The following is a 19,625-nucleotide window of genomic DNA, read 5'->3' on the forward strand; positions in this document are numbered from 1 at the left end:
ACCCTTGTGGATACATCGGTGTGTAGGTTGGTACAGGAAAACCTGGAGATACTTGGGGTAAGTGTAGTGGACATCCCGTATGGCTTTGTGAATAAGTTGGTGCTGGACAGCCTGGATATGCAGAAGGAAAGTTAGTTTTTTGCTGTGTTTCTATCCAAGGTTGATTAGCATACGGTGCTGCTTGATTGTTAGAGTTAATCCCTAACCATTCTTCTAAAAGGCGTATACCTTCTTGAGCAAGAATAGATTCAATAGGTATGGCTAAACCTTCTTGGGCAGTCACAACAACTATTGAAATAGCTAGCATTAATGATTTAGCTAGTTGGTTAGACTGTTTTGAGAATAATTTATGTTGTCTAATCATATTTAGGCTTCAATTAGACATTTAGTATGATAAAAAATCGATGATAATTTCTTATTGTTGGCTGCTACAAGTACCAACCGCAACACAATAAAGCGCTGCATGATGTCTCCCGTCAATACCCAAAATGGCGTTCATGCTCATGTCATGGAATCCACCGAGACAAAGACTGTCGAGTCCCAATTGGACAGCCATTAGACATATATTTTCAGCTTGATGACCAACTTCCAAAAGCGCAAAGCGGTAGCCGCGCGCACCGTATTTGCACATCGAGCGCATAAACACTGATGTGAACACGAACAAAGCATTGGCATTAACTGCGTAATCTTGTTGCAATAAGGATTCTACAAAATCTGCTGGCACGGCATCATTGATTCGATGTAACCCGTGACCACGAGCTTCATAGTGATATAGTCCAGCAGCTAGACCTTCTACAGCCTGGGTAGACACGAAAATTTCAATTGGATAAAGTCCTCCCGCAGAGGGCGAGTTTCGAGCTTCATAAGTGTAACCATCCATCTGACGCAACCCATTAATACCGCATCCTGCATCGAGTAGCTGAGCCAATGAGATGAGTGGCATAACTTTCTTCTCAAACGATCGCACAGAACAACGTCGCTGCAAAAGCTCAGTCAGTGCGTTATCGCTTGGTGCTGGCGGCAATTCCAAAAAAGCAGCCTCTGGCAGATACCGCATTTCAGTAGCCGAAACACGCTTGACATAACTTTGGGGTACTGGAGAGTTCAAATGATACAAAAGAGCTAACTCCAGAGGTTCATTGGCTTTGTACATCGCTTTGATTTCCTCATCTTCCGAACTACGAATTACAAATTACGAATTACGAATTAGTACTAAGCCATAGGATGTGGACAAGGATTTAAGTCATTTTCAGTACGTCGTCCACCATAACCTAACCTTTCTGGAACCTCGAACAAACGCCGAGTTCCCAGTGGCTCTAATCCATAGCCAAAATATATAGGAACTAGTTCACTTGCCAAAGTCCGCACTACTCGAAAACCCAGCGATGCAATGTCAGGAGTTGTAATCTCCACTAAATAAGGTTCAACACCCACTGAATGCAACCTGGCAATTACTGATTGCAATTTCTCTGCTTCGGATTGAGACTCGTAAGTTGGTAAATCTCCGACTTTTACATATTGGTCATGGTGAAATAAAAAGTCCAATTCGCCCAGGCGAGCCGTTGTGTAAAAGAAAGCGCTGTGATCGTCCAAATTTTTAACATCTTCATATTTATTGAGATTAGCCCCAGCATCAGCAGCCATGTGTTCTATGTCACCAAAGCGGGCTTGGCAAACTTCAAAAATTGCTTTGCGAAGCGCTGTTGGCCCATCAAGATGGCATCCCAGACCAGTTGCAACAGCAGGACTTTTACCCGAATGGTCAATTAACATTGCCATCACAACTGAGACTTTAATATCGGTGGTGAAATTGAAGGCAGCTAGCTCAATGCCAAATCGAGCGTAGTGGCGTAAAATTTCAGTCTCAATTCCTGGCTGATGGTCGAAATAAATGCGTGGAGCAGGTAAATGATTTAACCATGTAATGATGAAAGCATCGCGCTCAATCAACTCGCACAAGCCACTGTAGGCAGCAAACTCAAGAGTTGGGCCGCTAGCCATGCCGTTAGAAGTTACGGGTAAAATATAATCTCCTGGTTGCTCCCCGCCCCAATCCAAATAAACAAAGAACGCTGGGACTAAAACTTGTTGCTTGCTTGCTAGAGCAAAGGCAGCCATCCACGAAGTCTGCATTGTTGGCTCGAAAGCTGGATATGGAAAAGTTGGATCAGAGTATTGTTTGTCAGAAAAAGAGAAAAAACTTGGAGGATGGACAGCGCGATTACCTAATTCTGCGTAGCTACTGAAAATTAGTTGTCGGCGGTCAATAATACCACCGCAGTAGCGCTCTATAGCTTCGCCTACAGCACCAAAAATTGCTTGTTCATCAGTCATGCCTCTGCCTACGCCGTAGCGTAAATCATCCTGCTGTTTGCAAAGCTGGAAATTGGCTAATTCGGCTTGCCACAAGACTGGCAAATCGAACTCTGTATAAGGCTTGGTGAACCTATCGATCGCACGGATGATTCCCGTATGTGGGCTGACTAAATCGCGCCAGCGTGGACTAGCAACTGCTGCATTCACTGTGTTCTCTCCTGTTGTGAACAATGCGGACAACCAGGTTTTTTTAGCACAACGTTGTGAGTCAGCTTTGTACCGAGCAAGTCTAGATGCAGTAATTTTCCGTTAGTGGCGATCGGTAGACTAAGCAACATCTTCACTGCCTCAAGAGCTAGGTAACTTCCAACCAACATCTGTCCTATCGGCAAACTTTCTCGCAGCCGTGGTTGCGATCGCCGTTCTCGGTTAAGAAACTGCTCAATCGCCAATTCTGCCTCTGGCAGTTTGGCACAAGCCATAGACCGCATCCGATAGCACAGATAGCAAGGGCCGTCCTGAGAAAAGACTAGCGGCCCAATAGTTCCCTCAACACCAACAGCTCCGCCCGGTAGCAGTGGTCGCTGCATTTTTAGACATAATCGATTCAGGCGATACGCTAGATTGACTGATACGGCATCGGTCGCCACAATCACGAGGTCAACGTCATCTAGCAAAGCATTGACTGTTGCGTCGTCAGTTAAAGGATCTGTTATGGTCTCAGTTCGGGTTAATGCGTTAGCGGAGCTTAACGAGGTTATCGCTTCGATTTGTTTAGCCGCTTCTACACCTCGAAAAGCACCGATGTTATTTACCTGGCCTGACATCATCAGGGAATCGGACGCAAGTGTCAAAGCATTATCACACAGGCGGAGAAATCCGATACCAGCAGTAGCTAAATTTGTTGCTGCTACTAATCCCGAACCTCCGAGTCCAAAAACAGCAATCCTAGCGTTGGCTAAATGCTTCTGAACATCTTTTTGTTCAAAGCCTAGCTCATGATAAAGGCTAATTTGAGGAAGTAAATAAGTACGAGCATCTAAATTAACTGTATCCTCCAAAGATTCCATCACTAAGCGATTATCAATCAAAAACTCTAAACATTGATTCAGTGAAGAATCTGTCAACTTTTCTCCTATGGCAGTCCGGATTTCTCCTATTGTTCGGGAGCCATCTAGTAAAGGTAATACAATTTTTTCTACATCATGCAGTGCTTGACCTTTTACTGTCAGCATTCGTCGCGTCGTATTGAAGATCATAGTTTCTTCGTCATTGCAATCTGGCGGTGCAACGTGAATAACAACATGTTCTAATAGACGTAAACGCTGGTTATCGTTTAATTTCATAAGCTTTGCTTTATTATCTCAAGCTTCATAAAAAAATATGAAAACTCAGTTTTATCTAAAAATGAGCAAAACATTCAGGAGCAATTCAGAAAATGAAAAACCCTGCTTTCGCAGATTTAACACTGATTAGGTCAAAATAGAGGGCAAAAACAGGGTTTTTTGGCTTTTAGAGCAAGATTTTATGGCTCTAATTTCAAAAAATTCGCTTTCTGGAATTACTAAATTGCTGTTCTATCTCCAGCTTTAGTTAGTATCCAAATCCGACCTGATCAGTGTCCTCTATCACACCTGATACTATTCCGAAATCACTAATTCCACATCCTTTACATCCGCCACATCCTTTACATCCACCACAACCACGGCAGCCGCAGCCACGACAGCCGCAGCCACGGCAGCCGCAGCCACGACATCCACGACATCCACGACATCCCCAACAATTAGCAAACCATCTTTGGGTAATTGGAGAGTCAAATTCTCCTGGCATCGCTAATTTTTCTAAAGCTGCTATTTCCTCATCAGACAACAGAAGTTGTTCTAGTTTGTCTACTTTATCTGCCAAACGCATATCTATTGTTTGTTGGGTCAGTGTTTTTTCTGCAAGCATTATCACTTACTCCTTTTAACTTCAACTTATTAATAGCCTGTTTGCAAATCTGCATTCAAATTTGTGAAAAACGTGGATAATATTTTTGAATCAACCAGTTTTCACTTTTGAACAAGCAAGTGTGAATAGTGACCGGAAATAAGACGCAGATTAATGTTTAATTAGCATCCCCATACAGATCTAATTAAACAAAAAACACTACAGTTTTTCTTCAGAGTTTTACTAGTCCACAATAGGTCAAAATCACTTTCTTGTAAGTGCAGGAAAATCCCAGATGAGATTTGTTTTCCCTAAAACCTTGTCTTTGAGAAAAATTTCGCTACTGTTAGCGTCGTATTGTCTTTTTTCGATCATCTAACTTTCTACAACAATATCTTTTTCTCTAGGTTTTTATTCTTTCTGAAGTAGTAGTTTTTTTATTTTCAAAAGTAGTCTTGCTATTTCTAAAGTAGGATTATTTTTACTTTTGATAGCACCTAAGATATTAGGCTGCATCGTGTTACTAATGCAGAAAAACTAAAAAAAATAGAGAATAAAAAGCATCTTGACGCTTAAGAGCAATTTTTGAATAGTGTTTATAACAAATTTAAAATTGCTGAATTCTACAACATAGGTCTCAAATTCAGGGATCAAAAATATTTTTCTTAACACAAAATAAAAAATCAGGTTTAATTGATGAGCGATTTAAGAGTTTGGGTTGAAGACTACACTAGAGCTTTATTCCGTTCTCTGCCCTTGTTATGGACAGCAGCACCGAAGGAAATGGTCTTTCTCGTTGCTGTTACTTTATTACAGGGGTTTCTTCCTGCCATAAGTGTTTGGATTACCAAGCTAGTGGTAGATACTGTCACAACAGCTTTGACATCCGGCAAAGAATTAGGCTATTCAATTTTGTGGCCTTTGGTAGCAGGATGGGTAGGAGCCTTGTTACTAGAAACGCTTTTGTATCCTTGGGTATTCGCACTTCAAGGAAATCTCAATGACAAGTTAACGGCTCATATCAGCTTATTATTAATGGATAAAGCTAATACTTTTCCAGACTTGAGCCGTTTTGAAGATTCTCAGTTTTATGATGAGCTACAACTTCTCCAAGAACAAGTCAGCTATAAGCCTTTGAACTTAATGGAGAATTTGGTTGAATTAGGTCGGTCTTTTGTGACACTCATCGTGATAGTAGGGCTACTAATTCCCCTAGCTTTTTGGATACCACTAGTGATTGCGATCGCTACCATACCGCAAATAGTGGTTTCTTCTCAGTATGGAAAAGCTATTTGGCTAACTTTATTTGAGAACAGTCCTCAAGCTAGGAGGATGGAGTATTACAGTTCGGTAATGCTCACTGACACCTATGCCAAAGAAATCAGACTGTTTAAGCTAGGTTCGTTTTTTATGGGGCGTTACCTGCAAGCATTTCAGTCTTTGCATCAAACTATGCGTCATCTGAGGGGCAAGCAGGCATTTTGGTCATCTAGTTTAGCTATTTTAAGTACTTTAGGGAATGGTTTTTCTTTTTACTGGGTAGTACAAAAGGCTTTTAGAGGAGAATTCAGCCCAGGAAGTGTGCTTCTTTTTGTACAGTCATTAACTTACTTCCAGAATAATCTAGAAAGATTTGTTGCTAATTGGCTAGAACTGTTTGAAAATGTCCTCTACATGCAGCAATTTTTCAATTTTCTCGATAGTCCAATCCCAATGACACTAAGTATACCTGGAGAGAAAGTACCAACTCCGATTCGTTCAGGTATTACTTTTGAGAAAGTTGACTTTTACTACCCAGATGGTCGATTAGCCCTCCAGGATATTTCTTTTACCCTTTACCCTGGGCAAACAGTAGCTATAGTAGGAGACAATGGAGCCGGTAAAACTACTCTAGTTAAGTTGTTGACTAGATTATACGATCCAACGACAGGAAGTATTCTAGTTGATGGCATAGATCTCAGAAATTTAAATTTAGAGCAGTGGCGGCAGCAAATTACTGGAGTTTTTCAGGACTTTGGTCACTATGCGCTCACTGTAGGGGAAAATATCGCTTTAGGAAACTTGGCTGCTCTGGAGCATCCAGATATTCTTAGATATGCAGTTGAAAAAGCCGATATTGCCAAACTAGTTGATCATTTTCCCACAAAAGAGGATACACCACTGGGCAAGCAATTTGGTGGCACAGAACTTTCTGGAGGTCAGTGGCAAAAGTTAGCTCTAGCTCGTGCTTTTGTCCGCCAAGAAGCCCAACTACTACTTTTGGATGAGCCTACTGCCGCACTTGACCCCCGCAGTGAATATGATCTCTACTTGCGTTTTATTGAGCTAACTGAGGGCAAGACTACCATTTTGATTACTCACAGATTAGCTTCAGTACGGATGGCTGACCGAATTTTAGTCCTTAAAGCTGGCCATTTAATTGAGGATGGCACTCATCAGAAACTTTTACAGCGTGGAGGCGAATATACTACGCTGTGGAATATGCAGGCACAACAGTACGGCATTTCTGCTTAACGGTAATTGATTTTGTAGTAAGGGCTAAAGCCCTTTTTGTAAAACCCTGTGGGCTTCTACCACAAAAAAACGTGAATTCGATGAACCTCTCCCCAACCCCTCTCCGACACGGAGAGGGGCTTAAATATCTTTGATTACCAACGAAAATTTAAGTCTTTAAAGCCTCTTTATATCATGTCCGCTAAATTAGTTATGATTCCCGCATCCATGCAAAAATCGGGAAAACCTCTTTCCCCCTGCTCCCTGCTCCCTGCGGTCTTAATGATAAGTCTTTAACCGGACGCGATATTACTTGCAGGGGAGAGGAATGGAAGCGGGGTTTTTTAAATCCGCCGAACTGACGTTAAAAAAGCTCATAATGGTTTTATTATGAGCTGCAAATTTTACTTATTGACAAAGCTGCTAATATTACTGCTTTGTTAACACTAACTCTGGCTGTGATACTTGTTCGTCTTCCTCATCTGGCAAGCCATAGATTGATCTGTACAACTTCACGTATTGCTTGGCAGATTGATACCAACTAAAGTCTTGACTCATGCCGCGTTTTTGTAACTCCTGCCATTGGGGTTTAAAACGGAAGCCTTCCCAAGCCCGGATCATACAGGTGAAAAGATCTAGCGGTTCGTAGCGGTCAAAGCAATAGCCAGTACCCGCTTCATTCATGGGGTCGTAGTGCGTTACTGTATCAACTAATCCACCTGTACGGCGGACAATAGGCACACAACCGTAACGCAAAGACATCATTTGGCTGATACCACAAGGTTCAAAACGGCTAGGCATCAAGAAGGCATCAGCACCAGCATAAATTCTCCGAGACAGGGCATCGTTATACAGCAAGTAAGTTGCCATCCGTCCAGGATAGCGGGATGCTAACTGCCACATTTGGGTTTCATAGTAGCGATCGCCTGTCCCTAATAATACGAACTGGGCATCTGTATACGCCATGAAGCGATCCAGAATTTGCAAGATTAAATCAATACCTTTTTGTTCTACTAACCGTGTGACTATGCCAATTAAAAAAGCATTAGAATTAACTTCTAATCCGACTTCTTCTTGCAGAGCGATTTTGTTAGCTTTGCGTTTATCTAGGGTATCGGCTGTGAAGTTTTGAGCAATATATTTATCATCTGCGGGATTATAAATTTCTTGATCAATGCCGTTAATAATCCCGGATAACTTACCACTAATGAAAGACAACAAACCTTCTAGTGTTTCACCATAAGCAGGTGTCTTGATTTGCTCGGCATAAGTCGGAGAAACTGTATTTACTTTGTCGGCATATTGTACCGCCGCTGCCATTGTGTTATGCCCTTGCATGTACCAAGGACACCAAGTAATTTTTTCTAAGAACCAACGCCACGGCCCTTGATAAGCCAGATTATGAATGGTGAAAACGCTGGTGATATCAGGGTCTTGGTTCATCCACACGGGAATCATCCCTGTGTGCCAATCGTGACAATGGACGATTTCTGGCTTCCAATAATTCCAGCAAAATTCAGCAGCACCATTGGCAAACAAAGTGAACCGCCAATCTTCATCATCACCAGAATAAATTCGGCGGGGTGAAAAGGCAAGATGTCCAAATAAGTACAAAGGAACATCAGTACCAGGCAGAACGCTTTCGTAAACGGCAAAGTCCTGGAACATGGCATATCCCCTCCAGATGGGTTCTCCAGGAACCTCCATTTTGTCTGGAAGGAAGCCGTAGTAAGGCAAGAAGATTCGGACATCATGCCCCATTTTTCTCAAGATTTTGGGCAATGCTCCTACAACATCACCCATTCCTCCTACTTTCGCAACGGGAGCTGCCTCTGCTGCAACGAATAGAATCCGCATGGTAATTTTTGTTTCCCCGGTTCTGCTTATCAGTTTTCAGTTATCAATGAACAGTTGTCAGTTTTTCACTGTTTACTGTTTACTGCTTACTGATTACTTATCTAATCACAATGCTTGCCCAGTAGCTTAGGAACCACGTTGAATCTCGGTAAAAATTTCTGACAAGATTTCCTGTGCGCCCTGTTGTCGTAAGATCTGTGCTAATTCTGCACCTAGAGCTTCAGGGTTGCTGGCTCTACCAGTAAGACTATCTTTGACTAGCTTTTGACCATCCACGCTAGCAACTATACCTGTTAATGTTAAATTCTCACCATTAATTTCTGTATTAACACCAATAGGTACTTGACAACCGCCTTCGAGAATCCGTAAAAAAGCTCGTTCAGCGAGACAGCGATCGCGTGTTTCGGGATGTTCAATGGCTTTGAGTAGAGATATTAATTCAGTATCATCAGCACGGCACTCTATCCCCAATGCTCCCTGTCCAACGGCGTGCAAAGAAACTTCTTTGGGGAGAATTTGATGAATGCGATCGCCCATGCCCAATCTTTGTAACCCAGCTGTTGCCAAAATTAGAGCATCGTATTCGCCTGCATCTAGTTTATTCATACGTGTATTTAAGTTTCCCCGCACATCTTTAAATGTAAAGTGGGGAAATAGATTGCGTAACTGCGCCAACCGCCGCAGGGAGGATGTCCCAATTACTGCACCTGCTGGTAATGTATCAATTTGTTTATCTTTATGTTTTTCATGTACCACTAATGCATCTGCTGGGTTTTCTCGCTCTGTGATCGCTGCCAGTGTTAACCCTTCTGGTAAATTAGTTGGCAAATCCTTGAGAGAATGCACAGCAAAATCAATCTCGTGATTCAGCATTCCTACTTCTAATTCTTTGGTAAATAGCCCTTTATCACCAATTTTGGCTAATGCTACATCCAGGATTTTGTCGCCTTGGGTAGACATGGTGTGGACTTCAAAAGAAATCTCAGGAAAACTTTTCTGGAGTTGCTCTTGTACCCAGTAGGACTGAACTAGAGCAAGTTGGCTTTTACGAGAGCCAATACGAATAGTGCGTGGGGGACTGGAAACAACTGAAGTCATAAAACAATATGTTAAACCAGGCGATAATTTCACTCTCATCTAGACTACCGCAGTGGGTGACTCAACGGATTGTTATTGCTGCATTCAGGTAAAATTTATTTTGGTTATTCTTTACATTTTTTTACAAATTATTGACCTATGCAGGATAGTTAATCCAAGATTACGACCAAATAAATCTAAGTACGGGATTGAGAATTGCATTCAGGGAATATCGCCTAAAATCTGGTGTTGCTCATTACTTACTCATCGTTAACCGTAAAGCAATAAGAGTAATTGAAGCCAAACAGCTAACAACCAAAACCAAGAAAGAAACCAAATTTCAGCCCCAATTATCTGCACCATTAGCATTACCATTAGAATAATGCCCAACTTGTACATTATCGGCGGTGCAAACGGTTCTGGTAAAACTACCGCCGCACTGCAAATTCTTCCCTACTTCCTATCTGTATTTGAATATGTCAACGCCGATGAAATAGCAGCCGGACTTTCTCCTTTTAACCCTGAATCTGTAGCCATTCAAGCCGGACGATTAATGTTAGAAAGACTAGAAACTCTGGTAAATGCTGAAGCTGATTTTGCCTTTGAAACTACATTAGCGGCTCGTCACTTTGCCCGATTCTTGAAAAAATGTCAAGTTAAAGGTTATATTATCAACTTAATTTACTTTTGGTTATGTAGTCCTGATCTAGCCATCGCACGGGTATGCAGACGCGTAGAAAGTGGCGGTCACAACATAAAAGAAGATACTATTTGCCGCCGCTATGAACGGGGACGAAAAAACTTAATTGAATTATACTTACCTTTGTGCGATCGCTGGATTGTTTACGATAACTCTAATCACAATTTTGCAGATAATAGCTGAACGTCCCTTAAATCAAGAACCTATAATTTATCAACCCCAACTATGGAGTCAAATCACTGCTAATACCTATGAGTAAGCCAATTCCTGAGAAATTATCTAGTCAAATCGATGCAGGGGTTAAACTCGCCATTGCTAAAGCTATTGAAAGACACCGCCGTTTAGGAGAATCTATTAGCATTTGGCAAGATGGCCAAGTTGTTACATTAACCGCCGAACAAATTCCTCCTATCAACTCAGATGATTAAACTATTTTCCCTAAATTTTCGCTTAAGTGATTTATCCCTAGAGCATACGTAAGCTATTACGCCTTTAAATTACACAATTACTTCCTAAGTTTGTTGATTGCTGAGCGTCAACAGTCAACAGTCCATACGAAAAGATGTGCAACTTAGATGCGTGACAGCTTGTAAGTTTTGCTAGAAGCGAATAAAACTTGCACTCCCTACAGTAGAAGCAAACCTGCCGCAAGAAGGAAGTCGATATTTTACACAGATGTTAGGAATAGTTTGATATTTTAGTGATTAAAGCTTAATTGTTATTCCTATGAGTCGTTCGGCCTGCCTTATTTTTAATCCAGTTGCGGGTCAGGGTGATCCAGAGCAAGATCTAATACAAATTCGGGCGATCTTAGAACCAGAAATTGATCTGGATATTTATCTTACAACTGAAGAAATCGGTGCTGATGAATTAGCGCGTGCAGCGGTGGAGCGAGGAGTAGATGCAATTATCGCATCGGGAGGCGATGGTACCTTGTCAGTAGCAGCAACTGCTGTAGTGGGTACTAATATTCCCTTTGGTGTTATTTCTAGAGGCACAGCTAACGCTTTTGCCGCAGCTTTAGCCATCCCTGACACCATCGAAGCTGCTTGTAATGTCATCTTGCAAGGCGCAACTCGGACTATAGACGTAGCTTATTGCAATGGTAAGCCAATGGTACTACTGGCAGGCATTGGTTTTGAGGCAGAGACAGTAGAACTGGCAGACCGAGAAGCAAAAAGGCGCTTTGGGATTATGGCGTATGTTTTAGCAGGAGTCCAGCAATTACGGAATTTACAGAGTTTTGATGTAGAAATTGAAACTGAGGATAAAATCATTAAAACTAGTGCCTCGGCGGTAACTGTGGCTAATGCTGCACCTCCAACATCAGTATTAGCTCAAGGGCCAGCGGGTATTCTTTATAATGATGGACTCTTGGATTTAACGATAGTTGCTCCAACGAGTAAAGCAGGTGCGATCGCAGCGACATTTCATCTATTTCAAACGGCTTCTACAGGCAATGCCGCAGAGCGAGATGATATTGGTTATTTGCGGGCAAGACAATTCAAAATTAAAGCAGATCCGCCACAAAAGGTAGTGCTAGATGGAGAAATGGTTGGTACAACGCCAATTGAAGTTAATTGCGTACCAGGAGGCTTAACTATTTTTGTACCACCAGCAGAAGAAATTGAGCCTGTAGAAAAATTAGAAGGGCTACCAAATTTGACTATTGAGTTGAAAGAATCAGCACAGGAGTGATAGAAGGGAATGAGAGGGATGCAAACAGATGAAGCAATATGGTTCGGTAATTAGTCCTTCGTAGAGACAGCGATTTATCGCGTCTGATGCTTTAACCGACTTCTGTCTTCCCAATCTAGAACAAAAAAGAAAATTGACGACTGCTGTAAGATTCAGGAGTTAACTTGCATTGAAACTCGTATCCGATCCGGCGATCGCCAAAAAAATTCGTAAAATGCAGCAGCGGGTACGGTGGCAAGACCCGCTAATTTTACAACGTGGTATTGATCAAACTCAGTTGGTATTGGAGGATGATCAAACAGAAGATAGTGAGTTCTCGTTTTTAGTTATTGGTGATAGTGGTACTGGTAAACACTTAGGACACGATCCCCAGCGGCGGGTAGCGGAACTAATGTTACCTCATCATCAAGAATGCCGTTTCATGCTGCACACTGGTGATGTAATTTATCTGGTGGGTTCAAGTGAATACTACCAACATAACTTTATCCAGCCTTACCGAGAGTTTCTCTTAGGCGGAGAACATCCCCAAAAAATTGCTTACGACCAAATGATTTTTAAATTGCCCATCTTACCAGTACCGGGCAATCACGATTACTATAACCTGCCGATTGTATTAAACTTACTTTCTGCAACTACAATACCCCTGCGTCGTTTGTTGCGATCGCGATTAGATATGGATGTTGGCTGGCATGGTTCAGGAACTGGTGACGCTTACGCACGGGCATTTCTGGACTATCTTCAGGCATTTCAGTTTCCAGGTGAATTAGCCCAACACTTAGATCAGTACTACACTGCCAAGACAGACACAGGTCGCTGTCTGAGCTATCAGCCTGGGGGTTTCACTCGTCTTCCCAATCGCTACTACACTTTTCGCTACGGCGGTATTGACTTTTTTGCTCTGGACTCTAATACATTTAATGATCCGCCACCGCTACCTCAAACACGAGAAGGTGACGTTGATCGTCAAATATTGCAAAAACGTCGTGAGAACTTTGAGCAGGAGAAATCACAAATCATTGAAACTTCCGCAAAGTTAAATCCCGACAATCCCAGCGAAGCTGAGCAACTAGACGACTTGCAGTCTAAGCTGTCGCAAATTGAGGAACTTATTGTTGATATCGATAAGCAACTAGCTACTGATCAGACAACTCTTGATATTGAACAACTGGAGTGGCTCAAGCAGAGACTAATTGCCTCTTGGAATACCGCAGAAGTTAGAGGTAGGGTGATTTATTTCCATCATCCTCCTTATGTCACGGAAGCTACAAAGTGGCAGCAATCACAAACTCTGGCGATTCGCAGCCGCTTACGTGAAGTCCTAGATGCGGTGGCTGAAGCATTAGGTGATTTAACTCAGGGTCGTCCCTTAGTTGATTTGGTATTAAATGGTCATGCTCACTGCTTAGAACATTTGCAAACTTTGGATACTGGACACGCTGATTCTCATATCCACTGGATTGTTTGTGGCGGTAGTGGATATAGTTTGCGCCGTCAGAGAGATGAAGGAGCAGATTTAATGGAAACTGTAGAAAATCAAAGTAAATTAGTCGCGCGATCGCATTTTTTTCTCGGTCGCAACGGTCATGGTTCCCAAAAGCGACGGCCCTACTCAAGTATCCGTATTGATGTTCGAGGCGATCGTCATCCCAAATTCATTGTCCGTCCTTTGGTTGCCGAATGGTATCAGCGACAGTGGCATAATCACGAATTTAAACCATTTATTATTTGATCAGATTAATTTATATAGGACTAGTATTTGATTTTTGAAAGAAGCTTAGTAGATAGATCTCATACCATTTCACGCAAAACCTGATACAGATGTAAAGCCTGAAAGCTTTGCTGTATCTAAGTTATTTAATTGGGAATTGCGAATTGCGAATTGGTATCATATCTCTTCCTCTTTGTTCCTTGTTCCCTATTCGCTACCTACGCAAGTAATTTCAGGAATTAAATCGGATTCCTATATAAATGTACAGACGCGATTTATCGCGTCTGTACAAAATGGAATTTTAACTTCAGGATTTATGTTTTATCGGTGTATGAATTTTTTGTAGAAATCCGATTTCTTTGATTAATTCTTAAACCTTGCATCCTGTAATTACGCCAAAAAAAGTGACAGATATTAACTAAACTATCCCTGGCCCTTTACCTCGTTTGTCGCTTTGTTCTGTCAATTCGCCTTCTTGATCTTCATTTATTTCTTGAAGTTCTTCAACGCGCTCTGCGGTATCTTCTGCTGCTTCTTGGCTGGCATCGCCTGGTGTTTCGTAGTACATTTCTGGTTCAACTGCGTAGTTGTTCAATAAACCTTCTTTGTCTACTGTGTAGCCATCGGTGGTGTGTATGCTCTCACTATCAGTTTGGTCGTCGGTAGAAGAGTTGGCTTCTCTTTCTTCTGTAGGAAGCGTTTTATACAGGTCTCCTTCTCTTTCTTTACGGGCAGCAGTTTCAGCCGGTACAATACCTCTATCATAAGAATCGACCTGAGCGCGTTCAGAAGAGTCTACACCTTTTTTAGCTGCTTCATTAGCCATAAATTATGTCCTCGTTAAAGAATTTGTTGAATAACTTTGAGAACCAGATTATGCTGTTACGCGTGATCAATCTACTATCTTAAGAAGTGATCTTAGATGAAGACTAACTATTTTTCTATGTCTTTTGGTGTAATTTATACCTGATTTAACAAAATATGGAAGCTCTGAATTCTTAGCGATCGCCTCATGCAGCTGGAGACAGCTAACATGTAAATTAAATTAAGGGAATGCTTTGAAGTGTGTAAGCGCTGGGCGATCGCTAGTCAGTGAGTCGTGACTGCTAATAAAGCAATTGATACTTTGATTAAAGAACAATGCGTCAATTTGATAGCTGGATAAAGTTGGCAATTAACACTCATTATTTTAACCTCCTAAGCTGAGGTCATTTTCGTATTAATAACTAATAAAATTAGGCTTCAATAATAAACATATTTACATAGATACAAAATTTTTATATGTGGCGATTGGATAATAAAAATCAGAATTTTATGTACTCTTTTTCTAAAAAAGAGTTTTACTTGAATTAGCAATAATATCAATATTATATTAGATCACAATTGATTAAAATTACTAGTGCATGAATAATCCATGACTTTAGTCATAGTTCTATCGTGTACAAGATCAAAAATAATTGTTAAATTAGTGATGATTTGCAGTAATTGCACAGTCAAAAAGTTCGATTTATATCTGGATTTGTGACTGAATTTTGTTACTCTTTGAGCAACGTCGTATTTTTATGTGTAGATTAATTGGCTACCTTGGTAATCCTATTCAATTAGATGAGTTGCTATATAAACAGGAGCATTCGCTCTACAAACAAAGTTACAATCCTTTGGAATTAAAATCAGGAGCAGTTTGTGCAGATGGGTTTGGTGTGGGTTGGTATGACAAAGCGGGCAAACCCTTTATCTACCGAAACACGAACCCGCTATGGAACGATCCGAATCTGGAAGAGTTGAGCAACTATGTACAATCTACTTGTACTGTAGGCTATGCTCGATTAGCAGGGATAGGTGAAGCACTCGACATTAGCAACTGTCAACCATTCCGCAGTGGTAAACTCTTGTTTGTACATAATGGTGAAATATTAAATTTTCAACAAACTCTCTATAGACCAATCCGTGAGAGTCTTTCTGATGCCACATACCAGCTGATTAAAGGCATGACTGACTCAGAACACATCTTCGCCCTGCTAGTAGAAACGTGGCAGTCATCTCCAGATAGTACTCTGCTGTCAGCCTTACGTGGCACATTGCAAAAATTGACTAAGTTGGCATCAGAATACAACACCAGTTTTAGTACCAATTTAATTGTCAGCGATGGTCAAGCAGTTGCTGCAATTCGCTATGCCTACCGCACACAAGCCCCTACTCTTTATTGGTCTTGTGATGCTGTGAAGCACCCAAATCAAGTTATTGTTGCTTCTGAGCGATTATCAAACCAAAACTGGACTGCTTTTCCTGAGCAAAGTATGCTATTTGTTCAAGCCGAGTCATTACAGCCAACAATTACCCTGTTGGAGAAGTTTGCTTAATTAGTTTGAGCTAATTTTGCCAACATTTTACTGCTATAGATGCACTCTTAGCCAAAACTGTCGATAGTCCTCGATATACTGCCGTATGGTCAGTGGTGAACGATTGAGCAATTGCTCTGTATCAGATGTAATCTTTCCTGCTAATCCTAAACGGGCAGTAGTGTAGATTGCTACCATTACCAAAATAAAATCCATTGGCAACCCCGATGAGTGCATTTGTTGAACAAACTTGAGCAAAGAGGGTTTATAGCATACTCGTTTACCTAAAATTGATGTGAAAATGTCTGTAACTTCGTAATAAGTCAGGGCTTCCCCACCAGTAAGTGCATAAGCTCTTCCTTGATGCCCATCTTCAATCAAAGTACGAACTGCAACAGCAGCAATATCCCGCACATCAATAAAACTTGTTTTACCATTACCTGCTGGCATCAACAATTCACCACGAGTTTTGATATCTTCTAAATGTGTGGTATTGAAATTTTGCATAAAAAAGCTACCCCGTAAAAAGGTGGCAGGAATACCTAATTGGTCAATATAGCGTTCAATTTTGAAGTGGGGTACAAAACGGTTGCGTTCGGCTTCCAGTATTGAAAGAAACACGATATGCTCAACACCTGCAAGTTTTGCAGCATTTAGGGCTGGGGCAATTTGTTGGCGAACATTAGCAAGAGCAGGGGGACGCACTAAAAAAAGTTTATTGACTTGAGAAAAAGCATTTACAAAGGTGTCGGGATTGGTAAAGTCGAAGGAAACGGTTCGGATATTGCTGCCTAAAATCTGTTTAGCGCTGTTGGGATTTCTAACTGCGGCACAGACATTACAACTGTGGAATTGCAGTAAGCGAAGAACTTCTTGACCAACATTTCCAGTAGCACCAGTCACTAAAATTTTCAGCATTATCAGCGATTCCCATTAGAACGTACTGAATTTCATGCAGTACTTTATATTTAACCTGCACTTTTCTCAAATAATTCTTCTAATAATTCGCTTACTTGCTCCAGAGAATTAAATACTCGGTAAGCTAAAGATGCTACTTCAGGGGAGGGCTGTTCTATATCAGGAACCATAATTGCATACATCCCAGCCTGAAATGCTGCTTGAACACCTACAGATGAATCTTCAAAAACCACGCACTGCAAAGGAGCAACATTAATTTGGCGACTAGCTTCTAAAAAAATATCTGGAGCAGGCTTACCTTCAGCAACATCTTCGCTTGTGACAATTGTTGTGAAATATGGGTAAATTCCAGCATCGGTTAAACGTCGGATTGTTCTAATTCGAGATGTCCCAGTTGCTAATCCCATAATCACCCCCAGAGTACTCAGTTCATTAAGTAAATCTAATACACCTGCTTTGATTGGCAAACCTTCTCGCATTTCTCGCTCATCACCAATTGTGATGCGTTGCGCTGTGACAGACTCAAAAGGAAAGTTTTCTCCATATCTTTTTTTTAAAATTTTTCCCCGCCATGATAGGTCTCGACCGATCAATTCGTTGTATAATTCGTCGCTCATCACATAACCATGATTTTCTATGGCCTTTTTCCACGCCCAGCGAGCAATGCTTTCCGTATCGAAAAGTAGGCCATCCATGTCAAAAATTGCGGCTCGGATACTTGATAACACATTCAGTCCTTTGATTCAAATTTGACAATATTGTAACTATGTAATTATCCTTATACGACATTCTGATACTAATTTTTAATTAATAATACTGAAAACGGCTTGAGAAAAAAGCTTTTCAGAACTTACTCTATGGCAATGAAACAATAGATGCTTTGCCAATTTTGTTAAAAATTAATCATCTTGATAATTTTCATATAATCGAAAAAGTGATATTGTTATCAACTTGAGTATTGAGCATACGGAAATAAATAACTAGAAGATTGTACTTGAATAATGCACCCCATTTCTAGAGAAACTAACCTGCTGACTTCATCTAGTAAATTGCCTCTATATGGCAAGAGAATTTTAATTACAGCACCAAAAAACTATGCTTTCAGATTTTCAGAACAAATCATCAAAAAAGGTGGGATTCCAGTTTTTATGCCCACTATTGAAACTTGCTATCTCTCAAATTACACTGAATTAGATAATGCTTTGAGCCGCATAGATAAATTTAACTGGATTATCTTTACAAGCAGAAATGGAATTATGGGATTTTTTGAGCGCATGAATAGTTTAGATATTCCCATCTCTGCATTACAAAATTGTCAGCTATGTGCTTTAGGAAAAGATGCAGAGATTTTAGTCACTTTCTGCGGCAGAGTTGATTTAATTCCTCAAGAATCTAGTCCAGCAGGAATTATTTTAGAGTTAGGGAAAATTCCTCAAATTAATCAACAAACAGTACTAGTCCCGGCTCCAGAGTTTGTTGGTATACCTGAGCCTAATGTGATACCTAACTTAATAACAGATTTGCAAAATTTAGGTATGACAATAACTCGAATCTCTAGTTATATTACCCAGTGTACAGATAAGAATATTTATACAGTTGAATTGAACCTGATTCGTCAAGGAATGATAGACGTAATTGCCTTTAGCAGTACGGCAGAAGTAGAAAGTTTTTTGAGGATGGTCGACTCGCACAATGATTATGAAAGTTGTATTGTGGCTTGTTTTGGCCCTTATACAGCTGCCAATACTCGAAAGTTAGGTGTAAATGTTTCTATCTTGTCAAAGGATTATAGTTCATTTGCAGGATTTACTGAAGCTATAGCAGAATTTTTGACTTGTGAATCCAAATAAAAAACCCATTCGTATGATTACGAACGGGCTTTGAATAACTGAATTTCAACTTATTCCACCCCTAAAAGGAGATGAAATTTCGCGTTGACTGATGACTGTCGACAGTTAACCAGATTATGCTAGGTTCACTTTAACAACTTTGTTCTTTTCTTCTTCAGCTTTAGGTAGTGTCAAATTCAAGATACCATCTTTATATTCTGCTGTGACGTTGGTATTTTGAATCCGAGTTGATAAAGGAATTACGCGTTGGAATTTACCATATTGAAATTCGCTCTTGGTAACACCTTTTTCTTCGGTTTTTGTTTCTGATTTACGTTCACCACTCACGTAAACAGCTTTATCTGTGACTTGCACATCTAGGTCTTTGGCTTCAATCCCTGGAAGTTCTAGCTTGAGGTGAATTGCTTCTTCTGTTTCTTGCAATTCAGCAGCAGGAACTCTGGATAAGCCTCTTTCAACTAATGCAGATGGTAGCATATCTTCATCAAATAAGCGGTTAATTTGGCGTTGTAGGGTGTTAATGTCTTGCCAGGGGTTCCAACGTACTAGTGTCATATCTCAACCTCGTATAAGTAGTATTTGTTTGAGTTTTTTCAGGCTGTAACTCTTTGATTTGTTCTCATCATATTCGCAACCCAAAGTGGTGTAAATTCGGTTTTTATTACTGAACTTATGATGATTACCGAACAAGAATATCAATAAATTTAGGTAGGTTAATTAACCTAGTTTTGGTTCGGTAA

The 19,625-nt window shown here is 40.7% G+C and carries 19 protein-coding genes; 8 read left to right on the forward strand and 11 right to left on the reverse strand.

Features of this window, described 5'->3' with window-relative positions; all coding sequences use genetic code 11:
• The 5 genes from I8751_RS05000 to I8751_RS05020 form a co-directional block, all read right to left on the reverse strand.
• Positions 1-307 (reverse strand): hypothetical protein (locus I8751_RS05000; protein ID WP_214438067.1); only part of this gene is annotated, 307 nt, incomplete at its 3' end.
• Positions 308-415: 108 nt separating this feature from the next.
• Complete coding sequence (locus I8751_RS05005) at positions 416-1,153, reverse strand: SagB/ThcOx family dehydrogenase (RefSeq protein WP_214438068.1); 738 nt, start codon at positions 1,151-1,153, stop codon at positions 416-418.
• A 59-nt stretch (positions 1,154-1,212) separates the two neighbouring features.
• Positions 1,213-2,523, reverse strand: coding sequence for a YcaO-like family protein (locus I8751_RS05010; protein WP_214438069.1), 1,311 nt, complete (start codon positions 2,521-2,523; stop codon positions 1,213-1,215).
• On the reverse strand, positions 2,520-3,662 hold the full coding sequence (locus I8751_RS05015; protein ID WP_214438070.1) for a TOMM precursor leader peptide-binding protein: 1,143 nt from the start codon (positions 3,660-3,662) through the stop codon (positions 2,520-2,522). Before I8751_RS05015 ends, I8751_RS05010 begins: the two co-directional genes overlap by 4 nt.
• Positions 3,663-3,909: 247 nt before the next feature.
• Positions 3,910-4,266, reverse strand: coding sequence for a hypothetical protein (locus tag I8751_RS05020; protein ID WP_214438071.1), 357 nt, complete (start codon positions 4,264-4,266; stop codon positions 3,910-3,912).
• Between the two features lie 675 nt (positions 4,267-4,941).
• Between I8751_RS05020 and I8751_RS05025 the strand changes: the two genes are divergently transcribed.
• Positions 4,942-6,759: an ABC transporter ATP-binding protein gene (locus I8751_RS05025; RefSeq protein WP_214438072.1), complete on the forward strand. Its 1,818-nt coding sequence runs from the start codon at positions 4,942-4,944 to the stop codon at positions 6,757-6,759.
• A 408-nt stretch (positions 6,760-7,167) separates the two neighbouring features.
• On the opposite strand, the gene glgA is transcribed toward I8751_RS05025, so the two are convergent.
• Both glgA and hemC read right to left on the reverse strand, forming a co-directional pair.
• On the reverse strand, positions 7,168-8,595 hold the full coding sequence (glgA, locus tag I8751_RS05030) for a glycogen synthase GlgA (RefSeq protein ID WP_214438073.1): 1,428 nt from the start codon (positions 8,593-8,595) through the stop codon (positions 7,168-7,170).
• A gap of 126 nt (positions 8,596-8,721) precedes the next feature.
• Positions 8,722-9,693 carry a hydroxymethylbilane synthase gene (gene hemC, locus I8751_RS05035; protein ID WP_214438074.1) on the reverse strand — a complete coding sequence of 324 codons (972 nt, stop codon included), beginning with the start codon at positions 9,691-9,693 and terminating at the stop codon, positions 8,722-8,724.
• A gap of 188 nt (positions 9,694-9,881) precedes the next feature.
• Between hemC and I8751_RS05040 the strand changes: the two genes are divergently transcribed.
• The 5 genes from I8751_RS05040 to I8751_RS05060 all read left to right on the forward strand — a co-directional run bounded on the left by I8751_RS05040 (position 9,882) and on the right by I8751_RS05060 (position 13,799).
• Positions 9,882-10,055: a hypothetical protein gene (locus I8751_RS05040; RefSeq protein ID WP_214438075.1), complete on the forward strand. Its 174-nt coding sequence runs from the start codon at positions 9,882-9,884 to the stop codon at positions 10,053-10,055.
• A complete protein-coding gene (locus tag I8751_RS05045; RefSeq protein WP_225893961.1) occupies positions 10,055-10,555 on the forward strand; it encodes a zeta toxin family protein in 501 nt (166 codons plus the stop codon). The genes I8751_RS05040 and I8751_RS05045 overlap by 1 nt, the downstream gene beginning before the upstream one ends.
• A 68-nt stretch (positions 10,556-10,623) precedes the next feature.
• Positions 10,624-10,800: a hypothetical protein gene (locus tag I8751_RS05050; protein ID WP_214438076.1), complete on the forward strand. Its 177-nt coding sequence runs from the start codon at positions 10,624-10,626 to the stop codon at positions 10,798-10,800.
• A gap of 298 nt (positions 10,801-11,098) precedes the next feature.
• Positions 11,099-12,070 carry a YegS/Rv2252/BmrU family lipid kinase gene (locus I8751_RS05055; protein WP_214438077.1) on the forward strand — a complete coding sequence of 324 codons (972 nt, stop codon included), beginning with the start codon at positions 11,099-11,101 and terminating at the stop codon, positions 12,068-12,070.
• 169 nt (positions 12,071-12,239) lie between these two features.
• A complete protein-coding gene (locus I8751_RS05060) occupies positions 12,240-13,799 on the forward strand; it encodes a metallophosphoesterase family protein (RefSeq protein ID WP_214438078.1) in 1,560 nt (519 codons plus the stop codon).
• Between the two features lie 397 nt (positions 13,800-14,196).
• Here the strand turns inward: I8751_RS05060 and I8751_RS05065 are convergent, their stop codons facing one another.
• Positions 14,197-14,604 (reverse strand): hypothetical protein, encoded by a 408-nt coding sequence (locus I8751_RS05065; RefSeq protein ID WP_214438079.1) that lies wholly within the window; start codon positions 14,602-14,604, stop codon positions 14,197-14,199.
• A 736-nt stretch (positions 14,605-15,340) separates the two neighbouring features.
• Between I8751_RS05065 and egtC the strand changes: the two genes are divergently transcribed.
• On the forward strand, positions 15,341-16,138 hold the full coding sequence (gene egtC / locus I8751_RS05070) for an ergothioneine biosynthesis protein EgtC (protein WP_214438080.1): 798 nt from the start codon (positions 15,341-15,343) through the stop codon (positions 16,136-16,138).
• Between the two features lie 33 nt (positions 16,139-16,171).
• Here egtC and I8751_RS05075 read toward each other — a convergent pair whose 3' ends face one another.
• On the reverse strand, positions 16,172-17,035 hold the full coding sequence (locus tag I8751_RS05075; protein WP_214438081.1) for an SDR family oxidoreductase: 864 nt from the start codon (positions 17,033-17,035) through the stop codon (positions 16,172-16,174).
• A 50-nt stretch (positions 17,036-17,085) separates the two neighbouring features.
• On the reverse strand, positions 17,086-17,763 hold the full coding sequence (locus I8751_RS05080) for an HAD family hydrolase (RefSeq protein ID WP_214438082.1): 678 nt from the start codon (positions 17,761-17,763) through the stop codon (positions 17,086-17,088).
• Positions 17,764-18,036: 273 nt separating this feature from the next.
• Between I8751_RS05080 and I8751_RS05085 the strand changes: the two genes are divergently transcribed.
• Positions 18,037-18,885, forward strand: a complete 849-nt coding sequence (locus I8751_RS05085; RefSeq protein WP_214438083.1) for a uroporphyrinogen-III synthase — start codon at positions 18,037-18,039, stop codon at positions 18,883-18,885.
• 114 nt (positions 18,886-18,999) lie between these two features.
• Here the strand turns inward: I8751_RS05085 and I8751_RS05090 are convergent, their stop codons facing one another.
• A complete protein-coding gene (locus I8751_RS05090) occupies positions 19,000-19,440 on the reverse strand; it encodes an Hsp20/alpha crystallin family protein (protein ID WP_214438084.1) in 441 nt (146 codons plus the stop codon).
• Between the last annotated feature and the right edge of the window lie 185 nt (positions 19,441-19,625).

Origin of the sequence: Atlanticothrix silvestris CENA357, assembly GCF_016056295.1 — a bacterium.
Lineage (GTDB): Bacteria > Cyanobacteriota > Cyanobacteriia > Cyanobacteriales > Nostocaceae > Atlanticothrix > Atlanticothrix silvestris.